Source organism: Pseudomonas corrugata, assembly GCF_001269905.1.
GTDB lineage: Bacteria > Pseudomonadota > Gammaproteobacteria > Pseudomonadales > Pseudomonadaceae > Aquipseudomonas > Aquipseudomonas corrugata.
This window is the reverse complement of record NZ_LHVK01000015.1, coordinates 60,363-78,703: the sequence shown is the minus strand read 5'-3', so window position 1 is coordinate 78,703 and position 18,341 is coordinate 60,363. Positions and strand designations below refer to the sequence as shown.

Genomic DNA, 18,341 nt, shown 5'->3' with positions numbered 1-18,341 from the left:
GAACATTTATGAGCTTGAATCCTAGAGACGTCGTGATTGTCGACTTCGGTCGTACGCCGATGGGCCGCTCCAAGGGCGGCATGCACCGTAACACTCGCGCCGAGGATATGTCGGCGCACCTGATCAGCAAACTGCTCGAGCGCAACGTCAAAGTCGACCCGAATGAAGTCGAGGACGTGATCTGGGGCTGTGTGAACCAGACTCTGGAGCAGGGCTGGAACATCGCCCGCATGGCCTCGCTGATGACTCAGATCCCTCACACTGCGGCCGGTCAGACCATCAGCCGCCTGTGCGGTTCGTCCATGAGCGCGCTGCACACCGCCGCCCAGGCGATCATGACCGGTAACGGTGATGTGTTCGTCGTCGGCGGCGTCGAGCACATGGGCCACGTGAGCATGATGCATGGCGTCGATCCGAACCCGCATATGTCGCTGTACGCGGCAAAAGCCTCGGGCATGATGGGCCTGACCGCGGAAATGCTTGGCAAAATGCACGGCATTACCCGTGAACAGCAGGACGCCTTCGGCGTGCGCTCCCACCAACTCGCCCACAAGGCGACCGTGGAAGGCAAGTTCAAGGATGAAATCATCCCGATGCAGGGTTATGACGAGAACGGTTTCCTGAAGGTGTTCGACTATGACGAAACCATTCGTCCGGAAACCACCCTCGAAAGCCTGGCGAGCCTCAAGCCTGCCTTCAACCCGAAGGGCGGCACCGTGACAGCCGGTACTTCGTCGCAGATCACTGACGGTGCTTCGTGCATGATTGTGATGTCGGCCCAGCGTGCCCAGGACCTGGGCATCCAGCCGATGGCGGTGATCCGTTCGATGGCCGTGGCGGGTGTGGACCCGGCGATCATGGGCTATGGTCCAGTACCGGCGACGCAGAAAGCCTTGAAGCGTGCCGGCCTGAGCATTGCCGATATCGACTTCTTCGAGCTCAACGAAGCGTTCGCCGCACAGGCCCTGCCCGTGCTGAAAGATCTGAAAGTGCTCGACAAGATGAACGAGAAGGTTAACCTGCACGGCGGCGCGATCGCCCTGGGTCACCCGTTCGGTTGCTCGGGTGCGCGTATCTCCGGCACGTTGCTGAACGTCATGAAACAGAACGGCGGCACTTTTGGCGTGTCCACCATGTGCATTGGCCTCGGCCAGGGCATCGCCACTGTCTTCGAACGCGTCTAAGCGTTGCGTCGATGGAAGCCGGGGCCAAGTGCCCCGGTTTTTTGTTTTTCCGGGTTTAATAAAAAAATTTTGTTTTTATTTTGAAAAGATTTCAGTGAGGGCCAAAACATGCCGATACAACCTGGGCTCTACCAGCATTACAAAGGTCCGCAGTACCGCGTATTCAGCATTGCGCGGCATTCCGAAACCGAGGAAGAAGTGGTCTTTTATCAAGCCCTGTATGGTGATTACGGCTTTTGGGTGCGTCCCTTGAGCATGTTCCAGGAGTCCGTCGAGGTTGACGGCGAACAAGTGCCGCGCTTTGCTTTGGTGCAGGCCGAAGAAAGCATTTTCCCCAAGCCTTGAGGCCAACCTGCGGGCAACCCTGCGCTTGACCTCACCTTGCAGCCACTATATATAGCGGTGCCGCGTCAGGCGCCAACCGCCTTTCACTTTTTAGAATTCAGGAATTTTCTGATCCATGGGCAAATCGCTGGTCATTGTGGAATCCCCGGCTAAGGCCAAGACCATCAACAAGTATCTGGGCAACCAATACGTGGTGAAGTCGAGTATCGGCCATATCCGAGACCTGCCCACCAGCGGTTCGGCTAGCGCCAGCAAGGAGCCAGCCGCCAAGCGCGGCAAGGCGGCTGCTGGTGAAGCGCCGGCGCTGTCGCCAAAGGAAAAGGCGCGCAAGCAGCTGGTCTCACGCATGGGTGTCGATCCGGAACATGGCTGGAAAGCCAAGTACGAGATCCTCCCGGGCAAGGAAAAGGTCATCGAGGAGCTGCGCCGGCTCGCCAAGGATGCCGACACCATCTATCTCGCGACGGACTTGGACCGCGAAGGGGAAGCCATTGCCTGGCACCTGCGCGAAGCCATTGGTGGCGATGACAGCCGCTACAAGCGCGTGGTGTTCAACGAAATCACCAAGAAGGCCATTCAGGAGGCGTTCTCCGAGCCGGGTGAGCTGGACATCGATCGGGTCAATGCTCAGCAGGCGCGTCGCTTCCTCGATCGCGTGGTGGGCTACATGGTCTCGCCATTGCTGTGGGCCAAGATCGCCCGTGGCCTGTCGGCCGGGCGGGTGCAGTCGGTGGCTGTAAAGCTGGTGGTGGAGCGCGAGCGGGAGATCCGTGCGTTCATCCCTGAAGAGTATTGGGAAGTCCATGCGGACCTTGGCACTGCCAAAGGCGCCAGCGTGCGCTTCGAAGTGGCCCGGGAGAAGGGCGAAGCCTTCAAGCCACTGAACGAAGCCCAGGCCATGGCTGCCCTGGAGAAGCTCAAGGCTTCCACCTACAGCATCGTCAAGCGCGAAGACAAGCCGACCAGCAGCAAGCCATCGGCACCGTTCATCACGTCCACGCTGCAACAGGCCGCGAGCAACCGCCTGGGCTTCGGTGTGAAGAAAACCATGATGATGGCCCAGCGTCTGTATGAAGCCGGCTACATCACCTATATGCGTACCGACTCCACCAACCTCTCGGCCGATGCCGTGGCGATGGCGCGTACTTATATAGAAAGCGAGTTCGGCAAGAAGTACCTGCCGGACACGCCAAACGTCTACAGCAGCAAGGAAGGCGCACAAGAGGCTCACGAAGCGATTCGTCCTTCCGATGCCAACACCGAGCCAAGCAAGTTGTCGGGCATGGAGCGCGATGCCGAGCGTCTCTACGAGCTGATCTGGCGCCAGTTTCTGGCTTGCCAGATGCTGCCGGCGCAGTACCTGTCCACCACCGTCAGCGTCGGTGCCGGAGATTTCGAGCTGCGCGCCAAAGGCCGTATTCTGAAGTTCGACGGTTATACCCGCGTCATGCCGCAGATTACCAAGCCTGGGGACGACGACGTCTTGCCGGATATGGCCCAGGGTGACGTGATGAAGCTGATCAAGCTTGATCCGACCCAGCATTTCACCAAGCCGCCGGCCCGTTACTCCGAAGCCAGCCTGGTCAAGGAGATGGAAAAACGCGGTATCGGTCGTCCTTCGACCTATGCGGCGATCATTTCGACTATCCAGGATCGCGGCTACGTTGCGCTGCACAACCGTCGCTTCTATTCGGAAAAGATGGGTGACATCGTTACCGAGCGATTGTCCGAAAGCTTCTCGAACCTGATGGACTACGGTTTCACCGCCGGCATGGAAGAGCATCTCGACGATGTGGCCCAAGGGGAGCGGGACTGGAAGAACGTCCTCGACGAGTTCTACGGCGACTTCAAGAAAAAGCTCGAAGTGGCTGAAAGCCCTGACAGCGGCATGCGGGCCAACCAGCCGGTGATGACCGATATTCCATGCCTGACATGTGGTCGTCCGATGCAGATCCGTACGGCGTCCACCGGCGTCTTCCTGGGCTGCTCGGGCTACAGCCTGCCGCCCAAAGAGCGCTGCAAGGCGACGGTCAACCTGGTGCCGGGCGACGAAATCGCCGCGGACGATGAGGGTGAGTCCGAATCCCTGGTGTTGCGTGGCAAGCATCGCTGCCCGATCTGCAGCACGGCGATGGATGCCTATCTGCTGGACGAAAAGCGCAAGCTGCACATCTGCGGTAACAACCCGGATTGCGCGGGCTACGAGATCGAAGAGGGCACGTATCGCATCAAGGGCTACGAAGGACCAAGCCTGGAATGCGACAAGTGTGGCAGCGAGATGCAGCTCAAGACCGGCCGTTTCGGCAAGTTCTTCGGCTGCACCAACCCGACCTGCAAGAACACTCGCAAGCTGCTCAGGAGCGGTGACGCCGCGCCGCCGAAGATGGACCCGGTGAAGATGCCGGAGCTCAAGTGCGAGAAGGTCAACGACACCTACATCCTGCGTGATGGTGCGTCCGGCCTGTTCCTGGCGGCCAGTCAGTTCCCGAAGAACCGCGAGACCCGCGCACCCTTGGTGATGGAGATCGTGCCGCACAAGGACGAGATCGATCCGAAGTACCATTTCCTCTGCGAAGCACCGCAGAAGGATCCGGATGGCCGCCCGGCGGTGATTCGCTACAGCCGCAAGACCAAGGAGCAGTACGTGCAGACCGAGGTCGACGGCAAGCCTACGGGCTGGAAGGCGTACTACGACGGCGGCAAATGGACGGTGGAAGACAAGCGCTGATTGATGGAGGCAGGGGGCTTCCCCTGTGCCGGTCAGTCAAGCAAACAACTGTGGGAGCGAGCCTGCTCGCGATAGCGGTGAATCAGGCAACATTGATGCTGATTGTTGCGCCGCTATCGCGAGCAGGCTCGCTCCCACAGGGTATCGCTTGATCCTTTGACTGTATTTGGCTTGCAGTGGTCTTGGTTGATCCATGACACTGTCGCCCTTGCGTGAAGCTTTCATGTCGTTGGGAGAATGCCGTCATGGCCCACGAGCTCTATACCCGCACCAACCAGAAAATCTACTTCGCCGGCCTGTCGCTCGAAGCGCTCGCCAGGACCGAGGATGGGCGCGCGATGAACTCCCCGGCGCTGCTCCAGGCCGGACGCGAGTCGGCCCTGTTTCACCTGTACGGTGCGTTACTGGGCTTGTGCCATGAAATAGCCGGTTTCTATCGGCTTCCCCTGGCGAGCGCCCCACGGGCCGAACTGTTGCTGACCCGGGAGGTGTTGCAGGACATTGCCATCCCGGAATTGGCTGAAATGATCGAGCTGGCTCATAACCCGGAAACCTGGCTGGCCAAGTTGCTGGCAGCCCACGCGGCGCTGTTCCAGCCACCACGGGCTCCTCGCAAGCCCAAGGGTGACGTGACCCAGCCATTGATCGTGGCGGTCAATCTGGATGAAGAAGAGCCGGAGCAGGAGCTCAGTCGGGAAGAGCTGGAGAGCTGGCGTCAGAACCTCAAGAGCCTGGCGTTGCGCTTCCGTGAAGGGTTGAACGAGTGCTGAAATTTCTTTCAGCCCAAGCCCCTCATTGATAACGCTTGGTCAAGTTACCGAGCGAAGCCTGGCCGATGACTATATAATCCTCGCCTTTCGTGGAGAACAGACTTTTATGCCAACGTCCTTTCTAGAAATTGTCGAACTTCCTGATGGCCGTATCGAGCTGCGCAGGGCTGAGGACGAGGGTTCCCTGGTGACTCTGAGCTTCTCCGAAGATGCCAAGGCGTTCCTGCAAGGCCAACACGTCGAAGTCGCCAAGGCGATGCTGAGCGTGGGTGTCCAGATGGCAGGGCGCCTGGTTGAAGGCGAATTCAATAACAAGGAAGAAGAGGGACCGCGGGTTCTGCATTGATCCCGTTTGTCGGTTTCCTGGAAGTGGTGTTGCTGCCTGGCTTCTCTGTCCTGGAGAAGCCCCTGTGTTTGTCTTAGCCCAGTCGAATGTTCAGGCTCTGTGCGTCCCCGGTGCGAGCGGCGCTGATCAACTGTTGTCGAGCCGTTGAGCTCAACGGGTTGAGCCAGCTGACCACCGTATGACTGCGACCCAGGCGCAAGGCTTCGCAAGTCAGCTGTTGAGCGCTCTGGGTGCCCCGTGGTTGCAGCAGCAGGATTCGCTCGCGATTAAGACCTGCGTCCCGCAACCAGGCCTGGGTGACGCTGGCTGGAGGCGCGATCAGCGTCAACCAGCGGGCTTCCTGGTCCTGGCTCAGCTCCCGCAGAATCGGTGCCAGTAGATTCAGGCAGTTCCCGGCTGCACCACGCAGTGACAGTTCACTGAAGGCCTCGGGCTCTACGCCCCAGGGGGCCTCGATCACATCTTTCAGGACTGGAGCCAGTGGCTGGGCCATGAAGGCCTCGAACAACGGGAGTTGCGTATGCTGTTGTGTTTGAGGGAACTGCATAAAGCCTCCTTTAGCGGCGGATGACGCCGACACTCAAGCCTTCGATGACCAGATCCTGTTCTTGCAGGTCCACTTCGATGGGTGCGAACTCGGGGTTCTCGGCAATCAGCCAGACCTTGCTGCCATCGCGCTTGAAGCGCTTTACGGTGACTTCGTCACCGATACGCGCCACCACGATCTGGCCGTTGCGGGCTTCCCGAGTGGTGTGTACCGCCAGCAGGTCACCGTCGAAGATGCCGATGTCCTTCATGCTCATGCCGTGTACACGAAGAAGATAATCGGCCCGTGGATGGAAGAAGGCAGGGTTGATGTTGCAGGACTCCTCGACATGTTGCTGAGCGAGGATCGGAGCACCCGCCGCCACACGACCGATGATCGGCAGGGTGGTTTCGTCAGCCTTGGCTTCGAAGCCGGGAATGCGAATGCCTCGGGATGCACCCGGGGTCATTTCAATCGCACCCTTGCGGGCCAGTGCCTTGAGGTGTTCTTCAGCCGCATTGGGCGACTTGAAACCCAGTTCCTGAGCGATTTCCGCGCGGGTCGGCGGATAGCCGTTGTCCTCGAGGCAGCGCTTGATGAAGGCCAGAATCTCTGCTTGGCGTGGCGTCAGCTTTAGCATATTGATCGCTCTGTCTTTTTATACAGTGACTGGGATTATATACAGTGAGCGCCGCTTGGCAATCCTCCTTTTTTCGCGGGCCGCTGGACGGTCGGTCGGGTGGTTCAGCCTGCTGGGGCTACAGGCTGGCAAAGGTGTGGTTAAATAGCTGACCGGGCGTTCGCAAAACGTCCCGTCAGGCTTGACAACCCCAAGGTCGAAACGTATGTTTCAAACAAGTGTTTGTCAGGCGGAGTAACCATGGCCCAGTCGGAAACCGTTGAGCGCATTCTCGATGCTGCGGAACAGCTGTTCGCGGAGAAAGGTTTCGCCGAAACCTCGTTACGCCTGATCACCAGCAAGGCCGGGGTCAACCTGGCGGCGGTGAACTATCATTTCGGTTCGAAGAAGGCGTTGATCCAGGCGGTGTTCTCGCGATTCCTCGGGCCTTTCTGTCTCAGCCTCGACCGTGAACTGGAGCGGCGCCAGGCCAAGCCGGACGTCAAGCCTACTCTGGAAGAGCTGCTGGAAATGCTGGTCGAGCAAGCGCTCGCCGTGCAGCCGCGCAGCGGTAACGATCTGTCCATTTTCATGCGCTTGTTGGGCCTGGCGTTCAGCCAGAGCCAGGGGCACCTGCGGCGTTACCTGGAAGACATGTACGGCAAGGTGTTCCGTCGCTATATGCTCCTGGTCAACGAGGCTGCTCCCCGGATCCCACCGATCGAGCTGTTCTGGCGCGTGCATTTCATGCTCGGCGCCGCCGCGTTCAGTATGTCCGGCATCAAGGCCTTGAGGGCGATCGCCGAAACCGATTTTGGCGTGAATACTTCGATCGAGCAGGTAATGCGCTTGATGGTGCCTTTCCTGGCGGCCGGCATGCGCGCCGAAAGTGGCGTCACCGACGTCGCCATGGCGGCCGCCCAACTGCGTCCGCGCAATAAATCCACGCCGGCTCTCGCCAAGGCGTGAACGGGTGGGCGCGGCAGCTTACATCCGCTAAGCTAGCCGCCCATGCCGACTCTCGTTTCTAATCCGTTTCAAATGTCACCGCACGACCACGACTTGCCGGGCCTGGCGCCTGACGGTGCGGTCGTGTCTGTACTGCCGTGCGGGTTCATCGTTACTAAGGAAATGCTATGACTGCTGGCCTGCAAGGCTCGTTGATGGTGGACGTCGCCGGTACCTGGCTGACGGCCGAAGATCGTCACCTGTTGCGTCAGCCGGAAGTGGGTGGGCTGATCATCTTTGCCCGCAACATCGAGCACCCACGCCAGGTACGGGAACTGAGCGCGTCGATCCGCGCCGTTCGTCCTGACCTCTTGCTGGCGGTCGATCAGGAAGGCGGGCGCGTTCAGCGTCTGCGCCAAGGGTTTGTGCGGTTGCCGGCGATGCGGGCGATTGCCGACAATCCGAATGCCGAATACCTGGCCGAGCAGTGCGGCTGGATCATGGCGACCGAAGTGCTGGCGGTGGGTCTCGACCTGAGTTTCGCCCCGGTGCTGGACCTCGACTATCAGCGCAGCGCGGTGGTTGGCAGCCGTGCCTTTGAAGGCGATCCGGAGCGCGTCGCGCTGTTGGCGGGGGCATTCATTCGCGGCATGCGAGCGGCCGGCATGGCCGCCACGGGCAAGCATTTCCCTGGTCATGGCTGGGCCGAGGCCGACTCCCACGTGGCGATTCCCAACGACGAGCGCAGCCTCGAACAGATCCGCGCCAATGACCTGGTGCCCTTTGCCCGATTGAGCAAGCAACTGGCCGCAGTGATGCCGGCCCACGTGATCTATCCCCAGGTCGATGCCAACCCGGCAGGTTTTTCCCGGCGCTGGCTGCAGGACATCCTGCGTGGCGAACTGCAATTCGATGGCGTGATTTTCAGCGATGACCTGTCGATGGCCGGTGCTCATGTGGTCGGTGATGCCGCCAGTCGTATCGAGGCCGCGTTGTCGGCCGGTTGCGACATGGGCCTGGTGTGCAACGACCGCGCCGCTGCGGAGTTGGCCTTGAGTGCCGCCCAGCGCCTGAAGGTCAAGCCGTCGGCACGGATCGCACGCATGCGCGGCCAGGCCTTCGCCACCACCGAATACCGCCAGGATCCACGCTGGCTGACGGCAATCGGCGCGCTGAAAGCCGCCCAATTGATTGATTAAGGACGTTTTGTCATGACCATTTACGCAATTATAGGCGGCACTGGCCTGACCCAGCTCGAAGGCCTGACCATCCGCCGGTCCCTGGCGGTAGAAACACCTTATGGTGCACCGTCGGCCGACGTTCAGATCGGCGACTACGCCGGGCGCGAAGTGTTGTTCCTGGCCCGTCATGGTCACCCTCATCGGTTGCCGCCCCATCAGGTGAACTATCGCGCCAATCTCTGGGCACTGAAGCAGGCTGGCGCCGAGGCGATCCTGGCGGTCAATGCCGTGGGCGGGATTCATGCGGCGATGGGTACCGGGCACTTCTGCGTGCCTCATCAATTGATCGACTACACCAGCGGTCGCCAGCACACCTATTTCGCCGATGATCTGGAAGCGGTCACCCACATTGATTTCAGCTACCCCTACAGCGAGTCGCTGCGCCAGAAACTGATCGCTGCCCTCGCCGCCGAAGGCTGTAGCTACAGCAGCCATGGTGTGTACGCCTGCACTCAGGGGCCACGACTGGAAACGGTGGCCGAAATCGCCCGTCTGGAGCGAGACGGTTGTGACATCGTCGGCATGACCGGCATGCCGGAGGCCGCCCTGGCCCGTGAATTGGAGCTGGACTATGCCTGCCTGGCCCTGGTGGTGAACCCGGCGGCGGGCAAGTCCGCGGCGGTGATCACCATGGCGGAGATCGAGCAGGCGCTGCATGACGGAATGGGGAAGGTGAAGTCGACCCTGGCGCGGGTGTTGATGTAACGCTATCGCGAGCAGGCTCGCTCCCACACTGAAACTGCGATGTACTCGCTATGGCTGCACGACGCGAAACCTGTGGGAGCGAGCCTGCTCGCGATGGCGCCAAATCATTCAACATCGCAGTAGCCTGAGACACCGCTATCGCGAGCAGGCTCGCTCCCACACTGAAACTGCGATGTACTCGCTATGGCTGCACGACACGAAACCTGTGGGAGCGAGCCTGCTCGCGATGGCGCCAAATCATTCAACATCGCAGTAGCCTGAGACGCCGCTATCGCGAGCAGGCTCGCTCCCACACTGAAACTGCGATGTACTCGCTATGGCTGCACGACGCGAAACCTGTGGGAGCGAGCCTGCTCGCGATGGCGCCAGATCATTCAACATCGCAGTGGGCTGGCACACCGCTATCGCGAGCAAGCTCGGCTCCCACAGGTATCGGGCCGCCACCAACGGGTCTCAGCGCTTCTCCAACTTATCCGGCAACGGCGCGAACAACGCCTCGATATCGTCGCTCTGCAGCTTCCAGTCTCCGGCCACGCGGCCGTCGAGCACGCCGGCGGCGAGGTCGGATTTTTCCTTCTGCAGCAGCTGGATTTTTTCTTCCACGGTGCCCCGGGCAATCAGCTTGTAGACGAACACCGGCTTCTCCTGGCCGATGCGATAAGCCCGGTCGGTCGCCTGGTTTTCCGTTGCAGGGTTCCACCATGGGTCGTAGTGGATCACCGTATCGGCTTCGGTCAGGTTCAGGCCCACGCCACCAGCTTTCAGGCTGATCAGGAAAATCTGGCGCTTGCCACTCTGGAATTCCTTGACGGGTGTGCGTCGATCCCGGGTCTGGCCGGTCAGGATGGCGTAGTCCACACCGCGGTTTTTCAGCTCATCTTCGATGAGCGCCAACATCGACGTGAACTGGGAAAACAGCAGTACCCGACGTCCCTCTTCGAACAGCTCTCCCAGCATTTCCATCAGGCTGTCGAGCTTGCCCGAGGTGCTGCCTCGGGCAGGTGGGGCATCGCTGATCAGTCGCAGGTCGCAACACACCTGGCGCAGCTTGAGCAGCGCTTCGAGAATGATGATCTGGCTGCGGGCGACGCCCTTGCGGGTGATTTCGTCGCGCACCTTCTTGTCCATGGCCAGGCGCATGGTTTCGTAGACGTCCCGCTGGGCATCGCTGAGTTCGACCCAGTGGACGATCTCGGTCTTGGGTGGCAATTCCGTCGCGACCTGCTCCTTGGTCCTGCGCAACAGGAAAGGCTTTACCCGGCCATTGAGGTGCTGCAGCCTGATGTCGCTGCCGCGCTTTTCGATCGGCACGCGGTAATCGCGATTGAAGCTCTTCACGTCCCCGAGCCACCCGGGCAGCAGGAAGTGAAAAAGCGACCACAGCTCGCCCAGGTGATTTTCCAGCGGCGTACCGGAAAGGCACAGTCGCTGCCGGGCATCGAGCTCGCGGGCGGCCTGGGCGGCCTTGCTGGTGGGGTTCTTGATGTATTGGGCTTCATCGAGGATCAGCACATGCAATGGCTGCGCTTTCAGGCGTTCGACATCCTTGGGCAGCAATGCATAAGTGGTGAGCACCAGGTCGTAGTCGGCCAACCGTTCGAAGTGCTTCTTGCGCCCGGCGCCATACAAGGCCAGCACTTTCAGTTGCGGCGTGAAGTGAGCCGCCTCGTCGAGCCAGTTGGGAATCAGGCTGGTGGGCATCACCACCATGCAGGGGCGGTCGAGGCGGCCGGCGTTTTTCTCGCAGAGAATGTGCGCCAGGGTCTGCAGGGTCTTGCCCAGGCCCATGTCGTCCGCGAGGATGCCGCCGACTTCCAGTTGTCGCAGCGACTGCATCCAGCTCAAGCCTTCGAGTTGATAAGGCCGCAGCGTCGCGTTCAGGCCTTCTGGCACGGTGGCTGTGTAGTCCTTGATGTCCCGCAGGCGTTGGGCCAGGCCACGAATGTGTTCGCCGCCTTCCCAGCGCAGTGGCATGTCTTGCAGGGGATTGAGGCGCAAGGCATCCGCGCTGTTCAGGCGCAGCTTGGTGGTGCCAGGCTCGTTCAGGTAAAACTCGCCGAGGGTTGCCAGCACCGGTTTCAGCCGGCCGTAGGGCAGGGCCACTTGTTGCGGACCGAACTCCGAATTCGGACGGTTCGGCAAGTTGACCAGGATGAGTTCGTCATCGCGGCGCCTCGCCAGGCGTTCCGGGTTGAACAGTTCGATGTGCGAGCGCATCAGGTTCAACAGGATCGGCAGCAGGCTCAATCGCTCGCCATTGACGATGATCCCCAGTTCCAGATCGAACCAGTCCCGCTCCGGCGTTTCCTCGACGGTGGCGTACCAGTCGTCCACGGCGGTCAGGTCGAAGCCGAAATCTTCATCGATCTGCAGCTCCCAGCCCTGGCTGCGCAGTTTCGGCAGATCATTGAGCGTGAACGTTAGCCAGGCGCTGTCGTTGACCATCTCGTACAGTTCGCCGGCACTTTCCGGTAGGGCCTTGCTTTGCCGGGTAGCGATCTTGAAGCCGAGGATCCGTAGCTGCTCGCGGTAGGACTGCTCCACATCGGTGTGGCGTTTTATCCGCAGCGTTTGTGTTTCCTGGCGAATCAATACATCAGTATTGCGTTGGCCGCTGACGTACTCGTCCAGGTAGCTGAACGACAGGGCGGCGCGGTGTTGGATGTAGCGCTGCATCTTGCCGTTACGCGGCTCGAAGGCGCTGAACTCTATGCTCGCCAGCCATAGGCGCGGCACCGGCTGAACATTGTCCACCAGCACCTGCGGCGGGGCCTTGGGGTTGCGATTGTCCAGCACCGCCTGGAGTTTCTCCAGCAACTGGGCGTCTTTTTCGGCAGCCGGATAGGCCAGGGTTTCCTGGACTTGCAGCAACACCGCCGCGCAGTGCTTGCAGTTGATGCGCACCGGACAGGAGCACGCGGCTTCGAGCAGAATCAGTGTGCCCTTGGCTGACTCTTTAAGGCGAATGGTCTGACGATAAACATTGCCGCCGGAGCCTTCGCAACTGGCGGTGATGGTGCTTTCTCCGGCCTCGACGATCCTGACGCGGTTCTCCAGTGCGTAGCGGCGTCCGCGCTCCAGGCTCTGCTCCTTGAATCGATTGACCCAGGAAGGTGCAAGGGGTTTGCTCAGGGGCGAGGGCATAGGCGCGCCGATCAGTCCGGAATGACGTCAGGTGCCTGCCGTGGAGCGGGCGCGGTCAGCGAGGTGATCTTGATCAGCAAGGCCAGTTGGCCATTGTCCAGATAGTTGAGCTGGCCGTTCTTGGTATGGCTTTTCTGCTGCAGGCGTTCGCTCGCGGTGACCAGGCCATTGGCATCGATCCGGTTGATCCAGAAATCGGCATCCACGTCGGTGAAGCGTCCCAGTTTCAGCTCCAGGGTGCCTTCAATGGGAAACTGACCGAACTGTTCGGTGCCGTCGCTGATGGCCACCTTGCTGCCCTGTTCCCCGAGGTTCTGCTGCCAGGCCTTGTGCATCAATATCGTGTATTGGCCGCTGGCGTTGAGCTTCTCCACGATGTTACCCAGTGCAGGGGTGCGCTGGCTGTCGGCGGGCAGGTGTTGCGCGCCGGCGTCCCAGTCTTCCGGCGCGGCGCGGCTGATAATCACCGGTTCGGCATTCTGGCGTATCAGAATCATTTCTACCTGATACAGGTCGTCGGCAAACGCCAGGGGAGCGACCAGGGTCATCAGCAAGGTCAATGAGCGAAACAGGCGCATGGGGCGTCCTTCAAGCAGTGGTCTGGGTAAGGCGCTCGAACAGCGCTTCTACGGTGTTGAAACGTTCTTCCGGGCGCTCCATGGGCACCATGAATTTGAACATCGTGGCGCCTTCGAATTTGTAGCGCTTTGGCTGGCCCTGGATCAGCTTGATCAGTACCAGCGGATCGACCGGCGTCTGGGCTTCGAACTCGATCCGGCCACCGTTGGGGCCACCGTCGACCTTCTTGATGCCCAACTGTTCGGCCTGGAGCTTGAGCAGCGTGGTTCGCACCAGGTTCTTGGTCGGTTCCGGCAGCAGGCCGAAGCGGTCGATCATCTCCACCTGCAAATCCTTGAGGTCCTCCTCGTTGGTGGCCGAGGCAATACGCTTGTAGAGGATCAGCCGTGCATGGACATCCGGCAGGTAATCCTCCGGGATCAGCGCCGGCACCCGCAGGTTGATTTCCGGCCCGCCGCCCAGGGGCTGGTCGAGATTCGGCTGCTCACCCTTGCGGATCGACTTGACCGCCCGTTCGAGCATTTCCATGTACAGGGTGAAGCCGACGGCCTGGATCTGGCCGCTCTGGCCGTCGCCCAGCAGTTCGCCGGCACCGCGGATTTCCAGGTCGTTGGTGGCGAGCACGAAACCGGCCCCCAGGTCCTGGGTATTGGCGATGGCCTCCAGGCGTTTTTCCGCGTCGGGGGTGATCTGCTGGCGCGGTGGCGTCAACAGGTAGGCGTAGGCCTGGTGGTGACTGCGCCCGACCCGGCCGCGCAACTGGTGCAACTGGGCCAGGCCGAACTTGTCGGCCCGTTCGATGATGATGGTGTTGGCGCTCGGCACGTCGATGCCGGTCTCGATGATGGTCGAGGCGATCAGCACGTTGAAGCGCTTGTGGTAGAAGTCGCTCATCACCTGTTCGAGTTCGCGTTCGCGCATCTGTCCGTGGCCAATGCCGATCCGCGCCTCCGGTACCAGCTCGGCCAGGTCGGCGGCGCATTTCTCGATGGTCTTGACGTCGTTGTGCAGGTAATAGACCTGGCCGCCGCGCAGCAGCTCACGCAACAAGGCTTCCTTGACCGTGCTCTTGTTCTGCTCCATGACGAAGGTGCGCACCGACAGGCGACGGGCCGGCGGTGTGGCAATGATCGACAGGTCGCGCATGCCCGACACCGCCATGTTCAGCGTGCGCGGAATCGGCGTGGCGGTCAGGGTCAGGATGTCGACCTCGCTGCGCAGGGCCTTGAGTTGTTCTTTCTGGCGAACACCGAAGCGGTGTTCTTCGTCGATGATCACCAGCCCGAGGTTCTTGATCTTCACATCGTCCTGCAGCAGCTTGTGCGTGCCGATGACGATGTCGATCTTGCCCTCGGCCAGGTCGGCCACGGCGGCGTTCACTTCCTTGGCGGACTTGAAGCGGCTCATCACTTCCACGGTGACCGGCCAATCGGCGAAGCGGTCGCGGAAGCTGTTGTAGTGCTGTTGGGCGAGCAGGGTGGTCGGCACCAGAATCGCGACCTGCTTGCCGCTGTGCACGGCAATGAACGCGGCGCGCATCGCCACTTCGGTCTTGCCGAAACCGACATCGCCGCATACCAGCCGGTCCATTGGCTTGGGTGCGAGCATGTCGGCGCGCACGGCTTCGATGGTGGTCTGCTGGTCGACGGTTTCCTCGAACGGGAAACCGGCGCTGAAGGTTTCGTAGTCGGCTTTCGGGTCGGCGAAGGCATACCCTTCGCGTGCGGCGCGGCGGGCGTAGATGTCCAGCAGTTCGGCGGCCACGTCGCGCACCTGCTCGGCGGCCTTGCGCTTGGCCTTCTGCCAGGTTTCCGAGCCCAGGCGATGCAGCGGGGCCAGGGCATCGTCGCTGCCGGTATAGCGTGCGATCAGGTGCAGGTTCGCCACGGGCACGTAGAGTTTGGCGCCTTCGGCATATTCCAGTGTGAGGAACTCCGCCGCCTGGTTGTCGATCTCCAGTGTCGCCAGGCCCAGGTAGCGGCCCACGCCGTGGTCGATGTGTACCACCGGCGCGCCTTCGCGCAGCTCGGTGAGGTTCTTGATGACGGCGTCGTTGGCGGCATCGGCGCGTTTCTCACGACGTCGGCGTTGCATGACGCGCTGGCCGAACAACGGGCTTTCGGCCACCAGCGCCACCGCCGGATCGTCGAGGACCAGGCCCTCGTCCAGCGGTGCGATGGTGATTGCCAGTCGATCCTTGCTTGCGACGAAATCCGGCCAGCTCTCGACCGATTTTGGTCGCAACTTCAGCCGATCGAGCAATTCCAGTAGTACTTCGCGTCGCCCGGCGGATTCGGCGGTAAACAGCACGCGGCCGGGAAACTCGTCGAGAAAACCTGCCAGCGCCGCCAACGGCTGCGTGGCCTTGGCTTCGATCGCCAGGTCCGGCAGGGCCTTGGCGGGGAAGCGTTCACGGCCGACGCCGGTCTCCACGTCCTGCTGGCTCGCCACCACGCGCGGCCAGTTCTTGAGACGGGCGAAGCAGTCCTCTACCGGCAGGAACAACTCGGCGGGTGGCAATAAAGGCCGGGAGGGGTCGACGCGACGCTCTTCGTAGCGATTGCGCACGTCGTTCCAGAAGTTTTCCGCAGCCTGTTCGATGCCTGGCAACGAGAACACCTGGGTGTCCTGGGGCAGGTAATCGAACAGGGTGGAGGTCTCTTCGAAGAACAGCGGCAGGTAATACTCGATGCCGGCAGGGGTGATCCCGCTGCTCAGGTCCTGGAAGATCGGGCAGCGCCGGAAATCCACGTCAAAGCGTTCGCGAAACCGCGCCTTGAAGCGGGTTACCGCGTCCTTCTGCAGCGGGAATTCCTTGGCGGGCAACAGGCGGACCGACTGAACCTTGTCGATGGAACGCTGGTTTTCCGGATCGAAGGTACGCAGGGTTTCGATTTCGTCATCGAACAGGTCGATGCGATAAGGCAGCTTGCTGCCCATCGGGAACAGGTCGATCAATGCGCCACGTACCGCGAACTCGCCGTGCTCGTACACGGTGTCGACGCAACGATAGCCGCTGGCCTCCAGGCGGGTGCGCATCTGCTCCACATCCAGCTTCTGGCCGATATCCAGCACCAGGCTGCTGCCGAGCAGGAACCGGGTCGGCGCCAGGCGATGTAGGGCAGTGGTGATCGGCACTACCAAAACGCCATGACTGAGCTCCGGCAACCGATAGAGGCTGGCGATTCGCTGGGAAATGATGTCCTGGTGCGGTGAGAACAGATCGTAGGGCAGGGTTTCCCAGTCCGGAAAATGCAGAACCGGCAGATCCGGGGCAAAGAAACCCAGCTCCTGCTCCAGCCGCTCGGCGCTCTGGCTGTCGGCGGTCAGCAGCAGGGTGAAGCGCTTTGCAGCGCTGGCAGCCTCGGCAATGGCCAGGCTCAGGGCGGCACCGGGCAGATTGCCCCAGTGCTGTTTACCTGCCGTGGCAGGGAGAAGCGGAAGACGCAGAACGGGCACGGAAGGTTGAGCTCCAAGCGTTGCGACAAAGTCGACAATTGTAGCGGGGTAAAGGGGCGGCTGTCAGTCGCAGACTACCCGGGCAGAGGGGAAAACCACGGCGCGACAGGCGCGCATTGCTCCGGCGTGGACTCGGCGGCATAATGTAGCCCCTTTTTTCAGCCCCTACATGTGGAAGGTTCCCGTGACTCAGAAGCCCGACCAGTGTCTTGGTGAATGGATTGATCGTGAAGCACTCGCTGAAGCGATGATCCCTCTCATCGGTCAGCTCTACCGCAATAACAACGTGGTGAGCTCGATCTATGGCCGCAGCCTGATCAACCAGTCTGTCATCGCGATTCTCAAGGCTCACCGCTTTGCTCGCCACCGTTCTTCCGACGACAGCGAACTCTCCGTCCACGAAACATTCCCTCTGCTCAAAGCCATGAGCGAGCTCAAGCTCGGCGCGGCTTCGGTGGACCTGGGCAAGTTGGCGTTCAAATTCCGCAACGAAGGCAATGGCCGTAGCGCCGAGCAGTTCGTGCGTGAAGAGATGGCTGATGTGGTTGGCCAGCAGAACGTTTCGGCTCGCAAAGGCACTGATGTGGTCCTGTACGGCTTCGGTCGTATCGGCCGTCTGCTGGCGCGCATCCTGATCGAGAAAACCGGTGGTGGCGACGGCCTGCGCCTGCGGGCCATCGTGGTGCGCAAGGGCGCCGAGAACGACCTGACCAAGCGTGCCAGCCTGCTGCGCCGTGACTCGGTCCATGGTTCGTTCAACGGCACCATCACCATCGACGAAGAAAACAACACCATCACCGCCAACGGTAACCTGATCCAGGTGATCTACGCGAAGAACCCGACCGAGGTGGACTACACCCAGTATGGGATCAAGGATGCGCTGCTGGTGGACAACACCGGTGTATGGCGTGACGCCGACGGCCTGGGCCAGCACCTGGCCTGCCCGGGCGTCGACCGCGTTGTCCTGACCGCGCCTGGCAAGGGCAAGCTGAAGAACATCGTTCACGGCATCAACCACGGCGACATCACCGCGGACGACAAGATCGTCTCCGCCGCCTCTTGCACCACCAACGCCATCGTGCCGGTGCTCAAGGCAGTGAACGACAAGTTCGGCATCGTCAACGGTCACGTCGAAACAGTTCACTCGTACACCAACGACCAGAACCTGATCGACAACTTCCACAAAGGCGATCGTCGTGGCCGCAGCGCCGCGCTGAACATGGTCATCACCGAGACCGGTGCCGCCACCGCCGCCGCCAAGGCCCTGCCTGAACTGGCCGGCAAGCTGACCGGCAATGCGATTCGTGTGCCGACGCCTAACGTGTCGATGGCCATTCTCAACCTGAACCTTGAGAAAGCCGCCACCCGCGAAGAGATGAACGAGTACCTGCGCTACATGGCGCTGCACTCCGATCTGCATAAGCAGATCGACTTCGTCAATTCCCAGGAAGTGGTGTCCACCGACTTCGTGGGCTCGCGCCACGCCGGTGTCGTGGATGCTGAAGCCACCATCAGCCAAGACAACCGCGTTGTTCTGTACGTCTGGTACGACAACGAGTTCGGTTACAGCTGCCAGGTGGTTCGCGTGATGGAAGACATGGCCGGTGTGAACCCACCTGCGTTCCCACGCTAAGCGCTAGCCGCCCATAAAAAACGCCCCGACTTGTCGGGGCGTTTTTTTGTCTGTTGTTTTATGGTGCCTGAACTGGCCTCTTCGTCGGATCGCCGCCCGGAGCAAGCCCGCTCC

General features: G+C 61.0%; 14 protein-coding genes. 9 read left to right on the top strand and 5 right to left on the bottom strand.

What is annotated here, in order from left to right:
• Positions 1-8: 8 nt before the first annotated feature.
• The 5 genes from fadA to AD665_RS20535 all read left to right on the top strand — a co-directional run bounded on the left by fadA (position 9) and on the right by AD665_RS20535 (position 5,373).
• The gene (fadA, locus tag AD665_RS20555) at positions 9-1,184 is read left to right on the top strand and encodes an acetyl-CoA C-acyltransferase FadA (RefSeq protein ID WP_053193460.1); all 1,176 of its coding nucleotides are present in this window, start codon (positions 9-11) and stop codon (positions 1,182-1,184) included.
• A 108-nt stretch (positions 1,185-1,292) separates the two neighbouring features.
• The gene (locus AD665_RS20550; RefSeq protein ID WP_041020099.1) at positions 1,293-1,529 is read left to right on the top strand and encodes a DUF1653 domain-containing protein; all 237 of its coding nucleotides are present in this window, start codon (positions 1,293-1,295) and stop codon (positions 1,527-1,529) included.
• 115 nt (positions 1,530-1,644) lie between these two features.
• Positions 1,645-4,257: a type I DNA topoisomerase gene (gene topA, locus AD665_RS20545; protein WP_053193458.1), complete on the top strand. Its 2,613-nt coding sequence runs from the start codon at positions 1,645-1,647 to the stop codon at positions 4,255-4,257.
• Positions 4,258-4,502: 245 nt separating this feature from the next.
• Positions 4,503-5,027, top strand: coding sequence for a DUF6586 family protein (locus AD665_RS20540; RefSeq protein ID WP_024777915.1), 525 nt, complete (start codon positions 4,503-4,505; stop codon positions 5,025-5,027).
• Between the two features lie 106 nt (positions 5,028-5,133).
• On the top strand, positions 5,134-5,373 hold the full coding sequence (locus tag AD665_RS20535) for a hypothetical protein (protein ID WP_024777916.1): 240 nt from the start codon (positions 5,134-5,136) through the stop codon (positions 5,371-5,373).
• Between the two features lie 73 nt (positions 5,374-5,446).
• Here the strand turns inward: AD665_RS20535 and sulA are convergent, their stop codons facing one another.
• Both sulA and lexA read right to left on the bottom strand, forming a co-directional pair.
• Positions 5,447-5,920: an SOS-induced cell division inhibitor SulA gene (sulA, locus tag AD665_RS20530; protein ID WP_024777917.1), complete on the bottom strand. Its 474-nt coding sequence runs from the start codon at positions 5,918-5,920 to the stop codon at positions 5,447-5,449.
• Between the two features lie 10 nt (positions 5,921-5,930).
• Positions 5,931-6,539: a transcriptional repressor LexA gene (lexA, locus tag AD665_RS20525; RefSeq protein WP_024777918.1), complete on the bottom strand. Its 609-nt coding sequence runs from the start codon at positions 6,537-6,539 to the stop codon at positions 5,931-5,933.
• A 240-nt stretch (positions 6,540-6,779) separates the two neighbouring features.
• Between lexA and AD665_RS20520 the strand changes: the two genes are divergently transcribed.
• From AD665_RS20520 to AD665_RS20510, 3 genes are all read left to right on the top strand, one after another.
• Positions 6,780-7,487, top strand: a complete 708-nt coding sequence (locus AD665_RS20520) for a TetR/AcrR family transcriptional regulator (protein ID WP_024777919.1) — start codon at positions 6,780-6,782, stop codon at positions 7,485-7,487.
• A gap of 179 nt (positions 7,488-7,666) precedes the next feature.
• Positions 7,667-8,665, top strand: a complete 999-nt coding sequence (gene nagZ / locus AD665_RS20515) for a beta-N-acetylhexosaminidase (RefSeq protein ID WP_173668667.1) — start codon at positions 7,667-7,669, stop codon at positions 8,663-8,665.
• 12 nt (positions 8,666-8,677) lie between these two features.
• Entirely contained in the window at positions 8,678-9,412 is a 735-nt protein-coding gene (locus AD665_RS20510) for an S-methyl-5'-thioinosine phosphorylase (protein WP_053193455.1), read from the top strand.
• Between the two features lie 453 nt (positions 9,413-9,865).
• Here the strand turns inward: AD665_RS20510 and AD665_RS20505 are convergent, their stop codons facing one another.
• From AD665_RS20505 to mfd, 3 genes are read right to left on the bottom strand one after another with little or no spacing between them, the layout of a single operon-like run.
• Complete coding sequence (locus AD665_RS20505; protein ID WP_053193452.1) at positions 9,866-12,556, bottom strand: DEAD/DEAH box helicase; 2,691 nt, start codon at positions 12,554-12,556, stop codon at positions 9,866-9,868.
• A gap of 11 nt (positions 12,557-12,567) precedes the next feature.
• On the bottom strand, positions 12,568-13,134 hold the full coding sequence (locus AD665_RS20500; RefSeq protein WP_053193449.1) for a CsiV family protein: 567 nt from the start codon (positions 13,132-13,134) through the stop codon (positions 12,568-12,570).
• A 10-nt stretch (positions 13,135-13,144) separates the two neighbouring features.
• Positions 13,145-16,594 (bottom strand): transcription-repair coupling factor, encoded by a 3,450-nt coding sequence (gene mfd, locus AD665_RS20495; protein ID WP_024778201.1) that lies wholly within the window; start codon positions 16,592-16,594, stop codon positions 13,145-13,147.
• A 169-nt stretch (positions 16,595-16,763) separates the two neighbouring features.
• Here mfd and AD665_RS20490 point away from each other — a divergent pair, with 169 nt between their 5' ends.
• A complete protein-coding gene (locus tag AD665_RS20490; RefSeq protein ID WP_041020650.1) occupies positions 16,764-18,227 on the top strand; it encodes a glyceraldehyde-3-phosphate dehydrogenase in 1,464 nt (487 codons plus the stop codon).
• The last annotated feature ends 114 nt before the right edge of the window (positions 18,228-18,341 follow it).